We start from the raw sequence: 19,148 nt of genomic DNA on the forward strand, positions 1-19,148 counted from the left end.
ACTTATGACTTTTTTATAAAACGAATAGCTTCTTTAAACTCTTCAGGAGTGTTAATGTTTCTAATAAGGTTATCATCAACTTCAACAATTTCTACATCAGAGTTAATTAACATTTTACGAGGGCAAGAATACCCTTGGGCTAAATACTGAAGTAGTTTTCCGTAAGCCTTTGGCTCATAAATGGTAATTAATGGTTCAGGAAATTCTTTGTTTTTTCCTTTGATTGCTGTAGCAACTTTACTTGGGTTTCTTTTCTGTAAAAGTAAAGAGATAAGTTCGTTATTTACAAAAGGAACATCAGTTGCTAGCACTAACCAAGCTGTATTTGGATTCTTTTGAAAAGCAGAACAAATACCCCCAAAAGGTCCTAAGTTTAAAAAGGTGTCGTGAATTTCATTTTTTTTTTCAGAAGGTTTTTGAACAGAAAAGAAAGTGTCTAAAGAACAGTTTTCTAATAACTCTTTAGCGTATTGTTTTTGAGGTTTTCCAAAATAACTTAATTCTGATTTGTCACTACCCATTCGAGTACTTTTTCCACCAACTAATACTAAACCTTTCACAGGAGCAATATATTCTTCAATTAAATTTTGAATATGCTGCGTAATTTTATCTACTTGGTCAATTGTGTAGCTAGTAATGTTTTTTATATGTGGAAAACGTTCTAGTAAACAATCAAAATAGGTTGAGTTTTCATTCAATAGAACTACAAACTGAATATTTGTTAATTGGTCTAGTCGTTTTTTTACTGAGGCCTCTTTTTCATCATCTAAAATCAAGATTTGTTTTGCTCCTTGGTAATGATTCCCATTAATAAAGACAAAATCGTGATTGTAAAACTGTAAACGTTGTTCGTACTTGTTTACAGGTGAAGAAGTATTTATTTGTAAATTTCCTTCATGATGAAAGGTGTATTCAGTTAGTGTATTTTGCTCAACATCTTTAGCATGTGATGCATCAAAATATCCTAAGTTATAGTTTGACAATCTTTTTGAAACGTTATGAACTAAATCAGCGATAACCCCACACTTAGTTCCTAAAATAGCTACTTCATTAGGAGCAAAATTATCATTATGTTTTTTAACTAAGTTTGTATGTTTAGTATGCTTCTTATCCATTTTTTATATCTGATTTTCCACCTGTTTTTTCTACTAACTTTACTTCTTTAATTACCATTTTTTGACTGATAGCTTTACACATATCATAAATAGTTAAACAAGTTGCTGAAGCTCCAGTAAGAGCTTCCATTTCTACTCCTGTTTTACCTTCGATGGTTACTTTACAAAAAACCTCGACATGCTCGTCGTCTACAATATTGATGTCAATATCCACTCCATTGATTAACAAAGGATGGCACATTGGGATGATATTAGAAGTTTTTTTCACAGCTTGAATTCCGGCAATAATAGCAGTTTGAAAAACTGGTCCTTTTTTAGTGATGAGTTCATCGTTTTTAAAATGACTTATAATTTCTGAACCTAAAAACATGGTGGCTTTTGCAATGGCTGTACGTTTTGTGATTTTTTTATCAGAAACATTCACCATTTTAGGTTGGTTTTGTTCGTTTATGTGTGAAAAGGTGCTCACTCTGTATAAATTTTAAATGTTGAGTTTTTAGTTAAACTCGATATGTTAATAAAGGAAAAACACTTCCTTTTTTAAATGTTACTTCTTCTGTCTTTGGTAGTTCGATAAAACCATCTGCTTCTACTAAGCTAGCTAAATCCCCTGAACCATTTCCTTGTATTGGAGTGGCGTATACTTGTCCATTTTTTGAAGCCAAGTTTACTTGCATGAAACAGCTTAAGTTAGGTTTAAAAATAATGTCTTTAGCTAAAATTGCTGTTTGTGTTTCTCGTTGTAAATCTAAAGATTTATAATACCAAGGATAAAAATACACCAAACAGTTTACAAAGGTTGAAACTGGATTCCCTGGAAAAGCGAACACATTGCAGTTGTCTGTAGTGCCAAACCAAAAAGGTTTACCAGGTCGTTGCGAAACTCTATGAAATAATTTTTGAACGTCTAACTCATCTAAAACTTCAGGTAAAAAATCAAATTTACCTTTACTAACAGCGCCACTAAATAACAGTACATCGTATTGTTTTAAATACGATTCAATTTTTTCTTTTAAAACTGATTTTTCATCAGCAATATGAGCTGTATCTGCTTGAATTTTTAAATTATTCAATAAGGAAACTAATGTGTATACATTGCTTCTGCGAATTTGGTGGTCTAACGGGTTTTCATTTACATCAACCAATTCATCACCAGTAGAAACAATCATTACTTTAGGTTGTTTCGCAACTTTTACAGTAGCTTTACCTACAGTAGCCAGCACTCCAATTTCAGCAGCTGAAATTATAGCGTTCTTTTTTATTAGAACCTCATCTTTATTTTTATCAGAACCTTTTCTGTGAATATTCTGTCCTTCTTTGATCTCATCAACAGTAACTGTAGCTACTAGCGTATTAATATCAACATCTTCATAGCGAATTACCGTATCGCAGTTATTAGGTAGCACAGCTCCTGTCATTACCTCATAACAGTTGGCTGCATTATCCAGTGTTTTTTGTGGACTTCCAGCTGCTTGGACTCCTTCTATTTTAAAATCACGAATACCGTGTTCAAAAAAACGATAGTTGATTGCAATACCATCCATTGCCACTCGGTTGAATGGAGGAAAATCTCTATCAGCAACAATATCTTCTTTTAAAATTCCTCCAATAGCTTGTAAAAACGGAATTTCTTCAATTTCAAAATCTTGTGTGTTTTCTAAAATTATATGTTTAGCTTCTTCTACTGTAATCATTTTATATGTTTTTAAGAATAAGAATTATTCCCATAATTAATAAAAAGACAATTACACCCCATGAGTCAATAACAGATACTTTACCTACTATATTTCTTTTTTCATAACTTATTTTTCTTTCACTACTTAACCTAAATAGTAAGCAAATAATACTAAGGCCGATTAATATAATTCCAGATTGAATTGGATAACCTTCTATCGCATTTACAAAAACATCCATAAACCTTACCCACCAATTGTACTCATACTTTCGGTTACGTTTCCTTTTCTATTTGCTTCAGCCACAAAACCATTTTCAGGTTTTTCTTTTATCAGTGATAAAAACAAGGCTTTTAAATCCTCATTACTAGCGCCGTTTCTAATAAAGTCACGTAGATTAAAAACGCCATCATCAAACAAACAGTTCTTAAAAGTTCCTGTTGAGGTAATCCTAATTCGGTTACAATCATTACAAATAGTACGAGTGAATGCAGGAATAATTCCTATAGTCCCTGTATGATTTTCTATAGAAAAATTTCTAGAAGTAGATGATTTTTTTGAAGGTAGCTTAGTTACAGTGAACTGAGACTGAATTTCATCTAAGATTTTATTGTAGTTCCAAACTTCTTCCGAGTTTCGTTGTCCTTTACCATTAAAAGGCATTTCTTCAATAAAACGTACAGCAATGTTTTTATCTTTAGTAAGCTTTACAAAATCGTTAATTTCATCAGTATTAAATCCAGACTGCACAACTACATTTAACTTCAAATTCAACGAACTTTTTTCTAATAAATCAAACGTTTTATATACTTCTGGGAAAACATCTCTACGAGTAATTTTAGCAAACTTTTCAGAGTGTAAACTATCAATACTCAAATTAATGTTTTTTACCTTTTTAAGGCTTTCTATTGTTTTGATATGTTTAGAAATAAGAGCTCCGTTGGTTGTAATATTTATATCATCTAACAAGTCATTATAAGACAACATTTCTAAAAAAGAAACAAAGTCTTTTCTTACAAAAGGCTCTCCTCCTGTTAAACGAACTTTGTTAACACCCAACTCAGTAAGTACTCGAATTATTCGGTACATTTCTTTGTAGGTAAGTAGCTCTTTACGAGGTACAATATCAATTCCTTGAGCAGGCATACAATATTGACAACGTAAGTTACAGCGGTCGGTTACTGCTAAACGAACGTAGTTGATTTGTCTTCCAAAATTATCTATGAGTTTGCTCATAGCGTAAAGGTACGGATTAATCAATCAATTTTTCCTGTCATATGTCATGGTTTTTGATATATAACTTATGTTAAAAAAATGTTTTTTATATTTTTTTAACATAAGTGTAATGTAAATTACTTTATATTAGTTGCATGAAAAGAAAAAGGAAGTCACTTGTTTTGAATATTGCTATTGATTAATCTTCCTTATTACATTTTATAACTTACTTATTAATAATATACTTTTTTTAGAATCTGTTCTATGTCTAAATAAAATAGGCTAAAGTTAATTGTTAGAAAAAGTGTATATAAAAAAAATAAAAATGGGATTCTATTTTTTTACAGATTTGAATGCATTGAGTGTTCAGTCAGAACAAAATTCTTATGGCTATGTAAATGTGAATAGTACAAATGATGAGTTTAATCTGCATAGTAAATTTTCAATTGAAGAGAACGCTTCAGTGTTTTCAATTACAAAATCACTAGTTTTTTATCAAGAAAATAGTAATGATTCAAACCTTTTAAATGTTATTCTATTTCCTTTAGAGACTAATTATACAGCAGGATTTCCTGTCAAGTTTTTTATTTATAGAGGAGTTTCAAGAGCCTCATTACTAGAATCAAATAATCTAATTAAAGAGCCAGATTCAACATGGAAGGAAGGCAATATTTTAGAGATAATTAAGAAAAATCAAGAAGAAATAAACAGTAAAACAGGGAGTGTTGAGGTTGCGACAGAAACAAGCTTAGGGTTGCAGTTTCAAGGCAATGATTCTGAAACATTATTAGAAAGCATTTTATTTGATTTTACAGACTCTTTTCATCCATTAATAGTTCCTAGGGGATGTGAGATAGGAAAATTTGCGGGTGGAAGCAACTTAATTTCAATAGAAGTTGTTCTTGATAAAATAGGTGAAGATATTAACCTAGGCTATTTAAGAAAAGTAAAAAGTACAATAACAGTTGAAAATTCACCTATTAATACTATACTTTCTGAGAAAGAACAAAAAAAGCAAGTATTTAAAAGAAGATACCTTAAGGAAAAAATACTAGGCTTTATGGATATAACAGCTTTTTATGGAGCTTGTTTTAATCAAGGTTATGGAGTAGAGGGAGTTAATATTAATGAGGAGAAGTTTTTAACTACTTTTTACAACTCTAATGTAGTTTATATAGATATAAGGGATGAAAGAGGTTTTTCTTATAATCATTTTTTAAATTCTCAAGACACTTTAGCCGTTGGTTTTTATAATGATTTAGGGGAAGTTGAATATGAACAGGTAAACTATTATAGTGATTGGCCTATTTTAAAAATTAATAATAAGTCTTTTCAAAATGAAAAGAGTGAGTTTTTTATAAAACTTCCTATCACTATTGGAATGCCAGAAACAGCTAATATTTTAACTTCTTACACTAAAAAAGTTAGCCTTAAAAACGATAAACTTTATAAAAAATATAGAATACTTGCACAACAAAAAATTACAGGAGAAATAAGCCTTAAAGAGTCAGAGCCTATAAAGTTTGAAAATTGGAGTTCATCTGCAAAGTTGTCTGCTAACTACTTTTTACTTAAGATAGATCGTATAGGAAATAGTGATAAGAGCAATTCACCACATAAAATTTGGGATGCTTTTTTTTCATTAGATATGAAAAATGTTTTTGATACTAATGCTATTCCTGAAGGAGAGTTTAGGTTAAAAACATATGCATCCATAAATGCACCTATAAATATAAACAAAGACTTGTCTGGATATTATAGTCCGACAATAGGAATTGTTGCAGATAAATACCAGGTATCATTTTTCTCGTTTTATGATGAGTTGGTTTACGAAGAATCACAAAAAAATAAAACAATCCGCTCAAGTTTTATTCAAACAGGAAAATATAATAATGCCTACGATACAACTAATTTATTGTACCAGGGAGGTCAGGCAGTTGGATTCTTATACCAAATAGTAACTAATAAAATAAGAAATTTTGAATTATCACAATTCAGTTTAATTGATGTAGATAATAATATAAATGGAGCTAAATTTTTACTGCCTCAAAGTACAGCTGTGAATAACTATGAAGAGTTCATGCAGCATTTTGATTGCATTACGTTAACACACGAAGAATATAATGCTTTGATAGCAAAAGTATCAGAAACTATTGGTAATGCAGATTTTATTCAAGAGCACCCTTATTTTATCAAAGGAAAACAAACTAGAAACTACAATTATGAACAGTTCAACTTCATAGAAACAACAATAACTTTAGGAGTTCCAAAAGTGGTAATTACGACTGATAACAACTCTTCAATTCTTATTGAAGAACACCCAACAAGTGCAATAGTAAATGATGAAGAAATAGTATTAACAAGTGCAACAGTAAACTAAAAAAATGGCTATATATATATCAAAAAACGCAATAAGCAAAAACCCTCTTATTACGCAAGAAATAGATAAGGAAGAGAAAAAATACCCATCTTTAAAATCAGAATTGCTAAAAACAGAATATTTAATATCCTTAATAGCAAATCCCAAAGGTGTTACATACTTAAGACGTGGTAATACGCAAAATGATAGCCTTTCAATAATAAGAATAAAACTAGCACTTAATACTATACATGCTTATTATAAAACTATTGATGGTAATAATGAATATGAAATACCAGGAGGTTATTTTACTGATAGTGATATAAGAAATGGAGATTTTGATAGCGCTTTAGAGTCAGCAATAATAGCATTTCAAAATTTTGCTGGTATAAATGATGATGGTGTTATTGGACCAGAAACTGTACTTTTTTTAGATAGCTATATTAGCGATCAGGTTTTATACGACTTAAATAAAAATACAATACAAGGAAAAAAAACAGATAAAGAAGTTAGCATAATTACTAGTAACTCTACTCTAGATGAACATGGGAATACTACTTATAAGTATTTTTTTAAAATAGGTGATAAGGAATTAGTTTATGAAGAAAAAAACGGAAAATCTTTAAAATTAAAGCCGTTAGACCGAACTGATGCTAATGAAAAAGCTTTATTTTTATTAAATGACAAACAGAAAAAAGGATTAATAGATCAGCATGGTTCAGAACTTGAATTTTTAAAAGATTCTGAAAATACAGTGGTGTCTATTAAAGATAATACAGCGAGAACAAGTGTAAAAGGAGATCCAATAACCTCATTTGGAAGTTTGCAAGATGAGCTAAACATAACTCCTCCAAAAATTTTAGGAGATGATCAAGCTAAATTATATTTGGTGAAAGATGGAGACGCTTTAGTAAAACTCATAGAACAAGAATATTATAACAATCAACCTGTAGATATTCTAAATCCTCTTTCAGATACGGGAGAAGTTATTTATACTTTAAAAGCCCAGACCTTAAATACAGATTCAGGTACCCGAGAGCATGACGCTAAGTTACAATTTTATATGAATCTATTGTACTATTGTAACTCAATTGAGAATCAAGATGGTTCGATTGTAGAGTTTGGTGTCAACAAATCAGATACTTACACTAGATATGATAATGATCACTTATTAGAGTTTCAAATGTATAATAATACTCTTGATTCTAATAACCCAGAAACGGCACTCCCTAACTATTATCGCTTTTTAAAATACCAAGAAAGCAAGGGTTCAAAAATTGAATTTGACAATACTGGTGAGACCACTTCTTTTGTTATGAATGCAGGGAAGTATATATACATACCTTCACGAGAGTTTGCTGATAGTTTATATTACCACATTAATTTTAGGCATCAAGAAATGTTGGTAGAAACAGAAAAAGGCTATGAATATGTTGCCGATACTTCTTTTATTGATGATGTTATAGATCTTTTAAGTACTTGGACGGGAGCTGCTGCTGCCATTGTAAATTTTGTTGTAGAAGAAACAACTAATTTATTAAGTGAAGTGTATTTTTTTATGAAAGAGGCTTATGCATTTGCAAAGCAACTTTCTAAAGATTGGTTGAGAGGTTTAGGAGGGGAACTAGGAGGAGGTTTAGGAGGTACCTTTGGTATTTTTGCAGGAGATATAGAATCAACATCCGTTTTTTATCGAAAAATGTCTCGTAAAGATGAATATGTTTTTGTGTTGCAACAAAACAACAAAGCATTCGGAGGGGTTGATGTAGGTGTAGGAGGAGCCGTAGGACTAAAAAAGACAGCTTTTGGGAAAAAGAAATCAAATATGTCGTTGGGCTTACAAATTGGAGCAGGGGTAAAAGCAGGTCAAGTGTTTAATTATATGGCCGAGTATGAGCTTCCTGTAAGGCAAGAAGAGACTGCTGTTTTAACATTACTAGTTCATGTATTTGGAGGCCCAGTAACAAAATTAGCAGCAAAAATGGCAGCAAGTTTAGGGGTGTTGAATATTGATCCAGATCAATACCTAACCAAAATGAAAATAGGGCTTTCTGTTGAAGCAAATGTGTGGGGAGCATCTCAACTAGGATATAAAAAAGATGATGCTTCGAAGCCAGAGAAAAAGAAAAACATTAATTTTCCATCAGGTCAAACCACACCAGATAATTCTAGCCAATCACCAGGGGATTGGTTAACAAAAAATATATTCAAATTATTCTCAGATGCAGGAATTTCTGCTGATGGATCGGCAGCGTTAGGCTCAGAAATAGAGTTTGAAGCTAAATATGATAACAAACCATTGGTGGTCGAAAAAGGAGACCGAGTTCCTAGCCAAATAAGAGCAAAAGTATTTTCTTTCTGTGGTGGTAGTTTTGCTGCTCATGGAATGGGAAGTCGTTTAACAAGATTGTTTTTATCAAATAACATAGCCGCTTTTTTAAACTTTTTAAAATTTGACACTAATTATGGTTTTGGTCATGAAATAACATTTAATAGAGAAGGAAGAGCTGATGAATTAACCGTACAAGACGTGGATCCAATATCCTCTGGAGACCCAGATAGTATTCCTGTTACTGCCAATGGCAGTAAGGCAAAATACGGAAACAACAAAGCTACTTGGGAAACACAAGCACTATTAAGTCGTTTTAGAGGTGATGTAGATGTTTTGTTTATACAGGGAAGCGAAGTTACGTTAAAACTAAACACTTACGAATTGGTTACAAGATTAAGAAATGGAAACTTTTTCACTTTTAATACCATTCAAGATGTCATACAACTGGTTTACAGTATAGAATTTCAGTTTAAACCTAGCTTATTAAACCTTGGAAGAAGTCAAGGAAGAGTGGTTTTTGCAGAAGGCGTAATGGGTTCTATGAATAATGGATTTAATAAAGGAAATAGGCGTGACTTTATAGCCAAAAAATCATTGGCTCAACGGGGTAAAAATGGTAAATATACAGGTGAAGTGTACGCGGGGCTTTATGCTAAAGTGGAGTTTAAAATAGGAGATTTATTAGGGTCAATAGCAAACGTAATAAAATATTACATTCGTTATTGGTATTTACGTCTGAAAGCACCAATTGAGATTAATGACCAATTTTTACTTGATAAGATAAATAATTTCATCAATAATGATGTTCCAATAAAAATAGAAAAAATATATAAAGCATTTGGTGAAACTAAAGAGAGTATTTTGTCGAAAGAACAATACGAGCAGCTGTTTGTAGAGTTGAACCAAGAAATTACAGCTTTTTATACTGAGGAAAGTTTAGCACCTAATTTTGGTTCAACAGCACTAGAATTGTTAGATGTAACCGGTTATTTATTACAATACTTAAACAACGAAACTGCTATTGTAAAGTCCACTAAAGTTGCCGGGGATACAGATACAAAATTGGCATATATGGATATTCAACGATTTACTCCTGCATTGGTAAGTATTGCAGATATTGTAGATACCGAGCTATTTGTAGAATCGAAACTTGGGGTTAAAATAGCACCAAACATCTCAGGAGCTATTGGTGGTAAACTACGTTTGTTGGCGATGTTTGAAGGAGCGTTGGCCTTTGTGTATCATGTAGTAGAAGATAATAAATTAATTCCTTTAGAAACAGGAGATTTAGATAAAAAAGTACTTACAGATATAGGAGCGTTTATAGGAATTGATAAAAGTACAGGTGAGGTAACCGATGCCAATGGTAAAGGGATTCGAAAAAGCATAATTCAACTGCCTAATTAATACAAACAAAATAACTATATGAGTCAACTAAAGTACATATTAACAATAGTCAGCCTGTCATTTTTCTATAGTTGTACAAGCCCCAAAATAAGTACGGGCAAGTATGCGAGTTATTATAAAAATTCAGAGAGAGACTATTTTTATAATGGACCTGTTAAGGCTACAAGGTCTAGCATAAAAATATATAAAATAAAGGATTCTACTTTTCGTAAAAAATATTCGTTATATGCTACTCCTTATGCAAAACTTAAAGTAATTGCTCTTTTTGGGTACCATAAATTTGATAAAAATGGTATAAAACAAGTCTTTTTTGCCTTTGATTCTCTTACACAACCATTTCCAACGGGAGAAGTAAAAAACAAAAGGACACTAGCACGAATGTCAAAATTTATACAAGATCCAGTAGACATAAAGTTTAAGCTACAGTTTAAACAAAACCTACCCATTAAAAAATTTGTTTTCAATCCCTATCGGGTGCATTACATAAATAGGCATTATGATTTTTATGATGTAATTATAAAAAAAGACAGTTCCTATAAAATGTTAGCAAAGGCCTATAATTATGTTTTAAATAACAATGGAACAATACACCAAGAAAAACAAATTAGTATATGGGATAATGATTTAGATGGAGTTATTGATGAGAAATCAAGTGGTTATATAGCTACCTATCATTACAATAAAAAAAAACAGCTTATAAAAAAAACATTCAATTTTGAAGATTACCCCTATTTTCCAGATCATGGGATGGTAAATTGGGATAGAGGTTCTGAGCCTCATGAAGAATACACCTATGATGATGCAGGGAATTTAACATCGGTGCGAACAACTGATTTTCGGAGGAATGGAAAAGAAAGGTTTACGAGGTTTTTAGAAAAATATAGCTATAACAAAAACAACCAGTTGATACATAAAAAAAGATGGGCAGCGGGCGGACACTCGTTTAATAAAGACTGGAAAGCGTATAACGAGTTTTTTTATACCAACAAACAAGAAGTGGCAAAAGTAGTTGCCTATGAAAATGATGAAGAAACGGTATATGCTACCTATCGTATGGAATATTTTGGACACGATGAGTACGATAACTGGACGAAATGTTATTTCTATTTAAATGACGAAGAAAAACCCTATGCAGAAGTAAACAGAATTATAGAGTACTACCAAGAGCAAAAGACAGAATAAAAATTAAAAAATTTACTAAGTACAAGTAAAAAGAAAATAAAAAACAAATTGGCTATGGAAAACAGTAATATGTACCCAAAATTAAACCAGCTATTACCGCTAGAAAGAATACCTAACGAATTAGAAGCTATTAAAGAGGTGTTGGCAAGTGTGTTAGACAGCATTTTTGTAAAAAACCTAATAGTTGGAAAAAGTTATGAAGGAGATGCAGGGTATTATACCCTCGATTTAGTAACCGATAGTTTAGGTGTAGATATCCCTTTTGTTGATGATTTACGGTTGGTATTTAACCCTACCAATACAGGTGCTACAGAAATTCCTATTCAATTTGATTACTCTTGGTTAATTATAAAATATATTAAAGATTTTTCAGCTTCTTCTTTTGATAATGCTGTAGAATCTGTTTTCCATATTCTTTTAGACTTAGCTGGTACCGATTCAAAAACATTATTAAAAGATGCAATTCTTGCATTTTACTCAGAAGCAACCTTTTTATCAGACTTTATTAACGATTTTAATACAAAATACAACCAAAACTTAACAGCAAGTACTTCAAACAATTTATCTGACCTAGAAAAAATAGAACTTTTGTCAGATGAAATTTACGAATTAGATTTAGACGTAATTCAAGTAATTTATGACAGCTTTATCAATATTTCTGTAGATGAAGGGTTACAAAAACTAGAAGAATTATTTATTGGGTATTTTGAAAATATTCAAGAAACGATAAAAGAAATAATTCAGTTAAACTTTAATCTAAGTATTGATGAAATAAGTTTAGGTCTACAGTTTCCACACAAATGGTTGCGACCAGTAGATGAAAATACCTTAGAGGTATTGCCAGATACTTATTACTCTGTTTTTAGTTTTAATGCAGGAAGACTTATTTATTCATCAAAAAACGGATTTGATTTTGTAAATACTAGTAGCTTTAATTTAAACACCTCTGTGATAGGTAAAACAGGGCTTGTTATTGGTTTTTCAGATTTAAAAGTAGATTTAGAAAAAAATAGTAATATTCCAGAAGCCGATGCAGATGGTAGACCAGATGACTTTAAAGGTGTTTATGCTAAAAAAGCAACAATATCGTTACCTGCTAGGTGGTTTAAAGAGGTAGATAATACAACTCTTAGTATTGTAGCCAATGATATGTTGATAGGTACTGGAGGAGTATCGGGTACCATTGAATTACAAGCCATAGATGGCACACCAAATAATGGTCTTGACTATTTAGATACAAATTTAGGAGGCTGGTTAGTAGGCTTTAATCGTTTTGATATCCAGTTTAAACAAAACGCCGTTATTGAATCTAATATTGTTGGTAAGTTAACCATTCCTAAATTAAAAGATAGTGCAGGTAATATAGCAGACATAGAAATATCAGGGCACTTAAATGAAGAAGGAGACTTTAATTTAACGGCTTACGAAAAAGATGGTTTCAAAGAATTTAACCTATTTAATTTCGTGAACTTTAACCTACTCTCATTAGAGTTAGGAAAAGAAGACGATAAGTTTTACATAGGTACTTCATGTGAAATATGGTTTGATAATCCAATCATGAAAAAAGTTTTAAGAAACCAAAGAATAACGATTCCGAGACTACGTATTTATGAAGATGGTTCTATGGAAATTGTAGGTGGAAATGGGTTTATTCCTGTGAGTATTCCTTTAGATCTAGGCCCTATAGAAATTGCCATAACAGGAATCCACTTTGGTTCTATACAGCAAGAATTTAATGGTAAAATGCGTAAGTATAACTATTGGGGATTTGATGGAGCTATAAGTTTAGATCCTTTGGGGCTTGATGCAAGAGGAGAAGGAATTAAGTATTATTACACGGTAGATAATGATGAAAAAGATGAAAACGGTAATTTATTATTTCCTGAGGGGGGGGATAGTTTTTTAAGAATCCAAACAATTGAAGTAGACTTAATAATTCCTGGAACTGCAAACCCAGATGCTGCTTTGGCTATTATAAATGGAATGTTATCAATTCCAGAACCTGGAGAGTCTCAAGAGTATGAAGGTAAAATAAGTTTAAAATTACCAAAAGCAAGAATATCGGGTGGGGCTCATATGAAATTACAACCCAAAGAACCTGCTTTTATTTTAGAAGCTGAATTAGGTTTGTCTACACCAATATCATTAGCAGCAACAGGTTTAGCTTTTTACAGTTTTGGGGGAATACTAGGTTATAAATATGTAGCTGAAAAAGAAGCAATACCAGGGTTTACTTCAGAAAACACATGGTATGAGTATTATAAGTACCCTAAAAGAGGTGTAAACCTAGATAAATTTAGTGGGCCACCAAAAACAAATGATTATAGTGTGCCTGTTGCATTAGGGGCAGGGACAGTATTAGGAACTATTTTTGATGATGGTTTTACATTTTCTACAAGATTAATGGCTATTTTATCATTACCATCGGTATTTATTTTAGATGGTAGAGCCAATATTTTAGGAGAACGATTAGGTATTTTAGATGACACAGAACCACCATTTTTTGCTTTTGTAGCAGTTGGTGATAGCTCTTTCGAGTTTGCCATAGGAGCAGACTATAGTTTACCAAGCAATGGCTGGATTTTAGACTTATATGCTGAGGTGCAAGCAGGATTCTTTGCAAATAATCCATCTGGTTGGTATCTTAATTTTGGAACTAGACAAAAACCAATTAAAGCCGAAGTGCTAACTATTCTTAGTGCAAGGGCGTATTTAATGCTTTCTGCACGAGGAATGCAAATGGGTGCTCGAGCTGAATTAGATCTTAAGAAAAGTTTTGCAGGAATTAAAATTCATTTAAATGCTTATGTTGAAGTTGGTGCTCATATTAGTTTTGAAAGACTTCAATTAGGAGGCTATGTTGCAATTGGGGGAGCCATTGATATTGATATATGGAGAATATTTTCGTTGTACCTAAAACTAGATGTTATAGCGGCAGCTGAAGCAGCAAAACCATTTTTACTGTATTTTGAATTTAGACTAAAAGTATGTATCCGATTATTCTGGTTCTTAAAAATATGTGTACGTGTCACTATTCCTTTAAAATGGGAGCTTAGTAAACATGTAGATAGAACACCTATTCCTGCATTACCAAATGATGAATCTACCTATATTGATAGAACTTTAGAGTCTGTAAAAGGAATTCACATGCTTACTGGTGAAACTTTTGATTTAAAATACACAAAAACACTACCTAACCCTAATACAATTAATAAAATAATACCATTAGATACTTTTATTGATATAAAAACAATGAAAGGACTTTCACCTGTCTCAGTAAGAGATAAAATAGGTGGACATACTGGGATGGCGGAAAACTTTATTGATTTAATACCACCAAATAAAGTGGTTCGTGGAGGTAGACAAATAAGGCAGGTTAAACATAAATACTCTATTGAAAAAATAGAAATTAAAATGTGGAATGGTAGTAGTTGGGTTAACTATCACCCATTTGAAGCTGTTGTTCCTGTTAGTGATAGAGAGCTAGTTAATAATTTACCTATTGGTTATTGGCAAAGAACAGGTAAGCAATATGATGCTATTCGTATATTAGGAACCTCTCCTTTTTCATACATGACGGCAGGAGAACCAGGATGGTTTATTCCTGAACAATATGGGATTACACCTTCAGAATTGTTCTGTGTTTCAGAAGGGTTAAAAAATGATTGTGTTAACTTCTTAAATAAAGAAATAGGAACAAAATACTATAGACCTAATGGTTTTATAGCACACAACATTAATGGAGCGTATTTTACACTAGATGGTATAGATGTAGAACCAGAATTTTTAGGATCTTCTAATGATGAGGAGCAAATAGTTACTACTAATGAAAATAGAAGTTATCTTGAAATAAATAACCAAGAAAATAACTTTGATTTAGAAAAATCATTAGAATTTAAAAACTCGGAGAGCTTAGCTATTATCTTGCCTACTCCAGCTAGAGAGGTAACATTAAAATTAACAACTTTTGCTGAAGGAATTACCATTACTTATTTTAAGACTGACGAAAATAGCTCTGTTCTTAAACAAGAATACACGGAAGTTGAAAGCATTTTTAAAACAAAAAATCAAACAAAATTTCCTGTAAAGTATGAGAGTGAAAATGCGTTAATTTCCAAGATAATTATTACCCCAAGTATACCTAATATTGAAAGAATTAATGAGATAAGAGAAGAAATAGCCCAGCTATACGAATCTACATACGATGGGGCAGATGGAGAGGTTAGTGTTATTGAACCAGAAGATATAGCTACCTATGAAGCGTTGTTAGAAGAACTAAAAACACTTACTTCGACAAGCTGTACAACCATACCAGAAAACGAATTAAACTTAGGGCCAAAAGTATTATGTGAGATTTATAACGAAGTAAATACTGATGGTTTTGATGAGTATCGATTTAGAGTTTATAATGAGAGCTGTAAAATAGTACTTAGTAGTAACTTTAGTTTTAATATACAAAGCGAAGCTATAGAAGGGGCACAGCAAGTATTAGAGCAAATTAACACAAATACTCATAGTTTTAAAATAGAACAAACAACTGGCGGAGAATACTATTTTAATGTAGTTGATGGTAATAATAATATCATAGCCAGACGAATTGAATACTTTACATTACTCAATGATTGTCTTTTAGAAATAAATAAAGTAAAAGAGTTATGTAAAGAAAAAGAACTTTTATTTACAGATGTTGATTGCGAAACATTTAAAACTACTCCTAGTAATATTTTAGAAATTACTAAAACAGAAGAGGTACCTATTTATTTCCAAGAATTTAATGATGCAACAGAGCTTGATAATTGGTCTTTTACATATGTAAGCCCAACCATTGTTAATGGTGAAATGACTTTAGATAGTTTGAATACTAATATTGAATCTGAGAGGTTTTTAGGAACAATTTCTCAAGAAGTAAAAAAAGTACGTTTAAAAGTAGATCTAACAGCTTACAAAGAAGAAGAAAATACGTCTCTTTCTTATATAGCTTTCTTTAAGTTATTAGACCAAAACGGAAACATCCTTGAAAATTTAAAGCTTGATAAAAATAATGTAGAAGAAGGAAAAGTTAAAAGCCTAAATTTTGTAAAAGATATTAATATTCCTAACGGTGTTATGAGTTTAACTTTAGTGATAACCCAACCTTCTGTATGGGGGCTCTTAGCGAGTTATGACACAATAGGCGTCTATGAGCTTAAAGAAACTATAGTAAACGAAACAAATATTACTAAGTTTATTAATAAATACGAAAAAGAAAATACAACTAGAGATTATCATGATTCATTAGAGACAAAAGAAGCGATTTATACTGTAGGTGTAATTTTAGAATCAGGTAGCCCTGCCAAAGGATTGGTTACTAAGTTAGATAAAAAAGGTAATATTATATGGGAGAAAACATATGAAACTACAAGTACAAGTGGATTGCGATTTTCTAGATTAGTGATTTGCGATAATTCTGATATTTTAATAAAAGGAACTTCCAGAAAAATACAAGGAGATATAAGTATAACCGTTAACAGTATTACAAGAATAGATGCAGAAGGAAATATTATCTGGAGAAAATACTATCATGTTGATGGCATTAACTCTTTTCACTTAACAAAAATTAAAGGTGAAGAATATGTTATTTTTATGGATGTTTTTCAAAGTTCTGGAGGTGGAAATTATCTACTAAAAATAGATGGTAATGGAAATATTTTAAAACAGAAAAAGATAACATCATTTTCATCGGTGCCATATTATAGTCCAATTACATCAAACGGAGAAAACATTGTTGTTATCGGTGCATTTGGACAAATAATAGAATTAGATTTAGAACTAAATTATATAAAAGGTATTAACCTTTCTAGTGCTGAATACTTTGAACAAGGAGAATATTTAAATAATGAATTAATTGTTTCAGGGATTTCTTATGAAGAAGACTTGGTTCAATTTTTTAAAATAGATTTAAAAAATGTTGATAATCAGAACTTCAATGTAGATTTTAAAGTTTTTTCAGGAGGAGGAAGACCAATTTTTTCAAGCGGAGGAGATAGAATTTATTGGTTTTATTCGAAGTTAAATGAAGATAATAGAACCCATTATACATACATAAACTGTCTTTCTAAAGATTTAAACCTATTATATTCAAAAGGGTTTAACAACTATAATAATGGAGCAATAGAGATTAGCCAAGTAAACCAAAATACTGTATTATTTAACGACTATAATGAAGGCATAACAGGATTATTAGGTTTAGACTTTGATAGTTGTAAAACAGAACTACTACCTAAAAGAACTGTTACTACGAAGACTTTAGAATTTAATACTGAAAAAACAGTAACTATTGACAGTTCTAATATTCCTCCTGAAAACGGAAGTACAAATGTATCAAGCATTATTTCTACCAAAAAAGAAATTTGTTCATTCAACACTCCGCCTGATAACCAAAACCCAATAACAATTTGCAATACTAGTTTACAAGAAGTTTGTTGGTTAACCCAAGAAAAATGGGAGTATAATCAAACTATTCCAGGGCAGGCAGCAATGGAAGCCGAACAAGCCAATATGGAAGCTGCTGTTGAAAACGTTGTACAACCAATTTGGAGACCAAATACAGCATACCATTTACATTTTCAATTAAAAGATGAAGTAGATAATGGGAAAAATAGTAAGCTATTTAACTATTATTATTCATTTAAAACAGTAGGACCTGTAGGTCATTTTCATAAACATGCTGAGGTGTCTTACTTACCAGAAAATGCAAACCCTGATAATTACCCAATAACATCATTACGACAATATATTGATTATAACAGGTCGTATCCTAATGCAAATGGAAACTTGTTGCAAGCAAAACCATTGTTTTATGGTGCAAAACAAGCAAAATTATCACTGTTCTTTAGTCAGCCATTAACACAAAATATGTTTAAGTTATGGGAGGAGTATAATGGTTTATCTGAATTAGAAGGAAACATACACTTAGCAATTAAAGATCCAGTTTCTGAACAAATAATTCCATACCCATTACCTGTTGATTACAATACTGAAGAAATACCACTGCCAGAAGGTAATGGTGAAGGAGGTGTTCCTTGGGTGAGTGATAACGACCCGAGAATACCATTAAATATTAGAACATTAAATAATTGGATAGAATACATTAACGACAATTTTGATGCAATAAAATGTGAATTGAAAATAGGAGATGCTATTCAACCACAGAGTTATGCTTATTCTGTAACACTAACTAATTTAAAACCAAGTAAGCTTTATACGGCATTGGTTTATAATGCTTTTGAAGTTAATTCTGACGATAATTTAACGAGTGAAAAAGTACACGAATACGTGTTCCAAACCTCACGATATAAAAACTTTGAAGAACAAGTAACTAGTTTTAGGCTAACAGATACAGAAGGGAATACCTCTGAAGCTATTTTTACGATAGACTTACCACTAACCGATACTGAACTTAATGAGTTAACCAATATAGTTACATCGGGTAGTACAGATGAACAAAGTTTTGATAAATTAATAGAAAATACCATAGGTTTAAACCCTCTAGACCCTCCTGTAGGAACAGAGTTTAATCTTATTAGAAATAGCAATACCAACAATGTTGTTGCTATCTTAATTAGAAACCCAGAGCCGTTTAACAACCCTAAAATACCTATTGAAATAGCAAAAGATATGATACGGGTAAATAACGGAGAGGAAGCATATAATATATTGTATTCAAAAGATTATGCGAATGTAATTATTACACATAGTAGTAATACAATAGCAGCACAAAGCTTAGAATTCCAATTCCAATATTATGCTTGGAATGGTAAAGAATATATTGTAGAAGATACAGTGAATGTAGAAAATATTGTACTAAAAAATAACTAAGAAAAAGA

The 19,148-nt window shown here is 31.4% G+C and carries 8 protein-coding genes; 4 read left to right on the plus strand and 4 right to left on the minus strand.

What is annotated here, in order from left to right; all coding sequences use genetic code 11:
• Positions 1-2 precede the first annotated feature (2 nt).
• The 4 genes from LCI24_RS01965 to moaA all read right to left on the minus strand — a co-directional run bounded on the left by LCI24_RS01965 (position 3) and on the right by moaA (position 4,024).
• Positions 3-1,115: an NTP transferase domain-containing protein gene (locus LCI24_RS01965; RefSeq protein ID WP_274638912.1), complete on the minus strand. Its 1,113-nt coding sequence runs from the start codon at positions 1,113-1,115 to the stop codon at positions 3-5.
• Positions 1,108-1,584, minus strand: a complete 477-nt coding sequence (moaC, locus tag LCI24_RS01970; RefSeq protein WP_274638913.1) for a cyclic pyranopterin monophosphate synthase MoaC — start codon at positions 1,582-1,584, stop codon at positions 1,108-1,110. Before moaC ends, LCI24_RS01965 begins: the two co-directional genes overlap by 8 nt.
• A gap of 31 nt (positions 1,585-1,615) precedes the next feature.
• On the minus strand, positions 1,616-2,809 hold the full coding sequence (locus LCI24_RS01975; protein ID WP_274638914.1) for a molybdopterin molybdotransferase MoeA: 1,194 nt from the start codon (positions 2,807-2,809) through the stop codon (positions 1,616-1,618).
• Positions 2,810-3,034: 225 nt separating this feature from the next.
• Positions 3,035-4,024 (minus strand): GTP 3',8-cyclase MoaA, encoded by a 990-nt coding sequence (gene moaA / locus LCI24_RS01980; RefSeq protein ID WP_274638915.1) that lies wholly within the window; start codon positions 4,022-4,024, stop codon positions 3,035-3,037.
• A gap of 304 nt (positions 4,025-4,328) precedes the next feature.
• Here moaA and LCI24_RS01985 point away from each other — a divergent pair, with 304 nt between their 5' ends.
• Genes LCI24_RS01985 through LCI24_RS02000 form a run of 4 tightly spaced genes read left to right on the plus strand, consistent with a single transcriptional unit; the run spans position 4,329 to position 19,140 of the window.
• A complete protein-coding gene (locus LCI24_RS01985; protein ID WP_274638916.1) occupies positions 4,329-6,383 on the plus strand; it encodes a hypothetical protein in 2,055 nt (684 codons plus the stop codon).
• A 4-nt stretch (positions 6,384-6,387) separates the two neighbouring features.
• Entirely contained in the window at positions 6,388-10,101 is a 3,714-nt protein-coding gene (locus LCI24_RS01990; RefSeq protein WP_274638917.1) for a peptidoglycan-binding domain-containing protein, read from the plus strand.
• Between the two features lie 18 nt (positions 10,102-10,119).
• A complete protein-coding gene (locus tag LCI24_RS01995; protein WP_274638918.1) occupies positions 10,120-11,283 on the plus strand; it encodes a hypothetical protein in 1,164 nt (387 codons plus the stop codon).
• Positions 11,284-11,337: 54 nt separating this feature from the next.
• On the plus strand, positions 11,338-19,140 hold the full coding sequence (locus LCI24_RS02000) for a hypothetical protein (protein WP_274638919.1): 7,803 nt from the start codon (positions 11,338-11,340) through the stop codon (positions 19,138-19,140).
• Positions 19,141-19,148: the final 8 nt, after the last annotated feature.

The sequence above is a fragment of the Tenacibaculum larymnensis genome (assembly GCF_028829235.1).
Classification (GTDB): domain Bacteria; phylum Bacteroidota; class Bacteroidia; order Flavobacteriales; family Flavobacteriaceae; genus Polaribacter; species Polaribacter larymnensis.

Coding starts and splice junctions, on each gene's coding strand:
- LCI24_RS02000 (WP_274638919.1), top strand. CDS start 11,338: ATGGAAAACAGTAATATGTACCCAAAATTAAACCAGCTATTACCGCTA.
- LCI24_RS01995 (WP_274638918.1), top strand. CDS start 10,120: ATGAGTCAACTAAAGTACATATTAACAATAGTCAGCCTGTCATTTTTC.
- LCI24_RS01975 (WP_274638914.1), bottom strand. CDS start 2,809: ATGATTACAGTAGAAGAAGCTAAACATATAATTTTAGAAAACACACAA.
- LCI24_RS01965 (WP_274638912.1), bottom strand. CDS start 1,115: ATGGATAAGAAGCATACTAAACATACAAACTTAGTTAAAAAACATAAT.
- moaA (WP_274638915.1), bottom strand. CDS start 4,024: ATGAGCAAACTCATAGATAATTTTGGAAGACAAATCAACTACGTTCGT.
- LCI24_RS01985 (WP_274638916.1), top strand. CDS start 4,329: ATGGGATTCTATTTTTTTACAGATTTGAATGCATTGAGTGTTCAGTCA.
- LCI24_RS01990 (WP_274638917.1), top strand. CDS start 6,388: ATGGCTATATATATATCAAAAAACGCAATAAGCAAAAACCCTCTTATT.